Raw genomic sequence first — 1,130 nt, forward strand, 5'->3', positions numbered from 1 at the left:
TGCATGGTTAGATCATATTTACAATGATTTGGGCTATGTCGATACCTTCCGTGAAGTGCGCCATGAAGCGGAGCTGTATTCTTGGTGGTCAAATCGCGGGCAAGCCCGTGCCAAGAACGTTGGTTGGCGGATTGATTATCATGCTTGTTCACCCGACTGGAAAGCACGCACTGTCAATGCTTGGGTGTATAAAGACGAATGGTTTAGTGACCATGCTCCCGTGATTATTGATTATAAGATTTAGGGTCTATTGACATTTCATAAATGGTTTGCGCTGTAGGCTAAAACTGAGCAGATCAGGCATGAAACGCAGGGAATAGTGGGTCTATTGCCAAGTTTCATAACGCAATCTGAGAAAGTTTTAGCCACAGCCTGAGCAAAAACAAGCACTGCTTTGTTTGCAGCGCAAGGCGCAGCGAAGGACAAGCATATTTTTTGCTGCTATTGCGTTATGTGCCAGTCATTTAGAATGACTAAATTTCCTGTCCCATGCCTTATATCAGCTAAAAATCTTGCGAGATATATCTCTCACGTCGCAAACATAGACGAAGTGTCAACAGACCCTATAAATTGACGTTTGCGCCACACAGTCGAACTTTAGAGTCATAAACAGTTTATAAAAATCGGTTAAAGTATTCATGCAACAAGTTGCAAAGCTCATTATATAAGGACTCATCATGACAACTCGCTATGCAAATATTCTAAAACCATTACATTTAGGATTTACCACCATTAAAAACCGTGTCGTGATGGGTTCAATGCACACGGGTTTGGAAGATCGTTTTTATAATTATCCAAAACTGGCTGCTTATTTTGGCGAACGTGCCAAAGGTGGCGTGGGTTTAATTATTACAGGTGGTATTTCACCTAACCGTCAAGGCTGGTTATTGCCTGCGGGCGGTACTATGAATACATTGGGCGATGTTGCACCACATCGATTAGTGACACATGCCGTACATAAGCATGGTGCGAAAATTTTAATGCAAATTCTGCATTCAGGACGCTCTGGCTCTCAACCATTTGTGGTGTCTGCAAGTCCGATTAAATCTCCAATTTCACCATTTAAACCACGTAAAATGAGTGAAAGACAAATTTTAAATACCATTGAAGATTATGCGAAAACAGCTAGT

2 pseudogenes are annotated in these 1,130 nt (G+C 41.7%); both read left to right on the forward strand.

From position 1 onward, the window contains the following. A pseudogene (locus tag FTV42_RS17225) lies at positions 1-244 on the forward strand (exodeoxyribonuclease III); the annotation flags it as partial. 433 nt (positions 245-677) lie between these two features. After that, positions 678-1,130: pseudogene (gene fadH, locus FTV42_RS17230) on the forward strand (NADPH-dependent 2,4-dienoyl-CoA reductase); the annotation flags it as partial.

Source organism: Acinetobacter sp. YH16052 (assembly GCF_013417155.1).
Taxonomy (GTDB): domain Bacteria; phylum Pseudomonadota; class Gammaproteobacteria; order Pseudomonadales; family Moraxellaceae; genus Acinetobacter.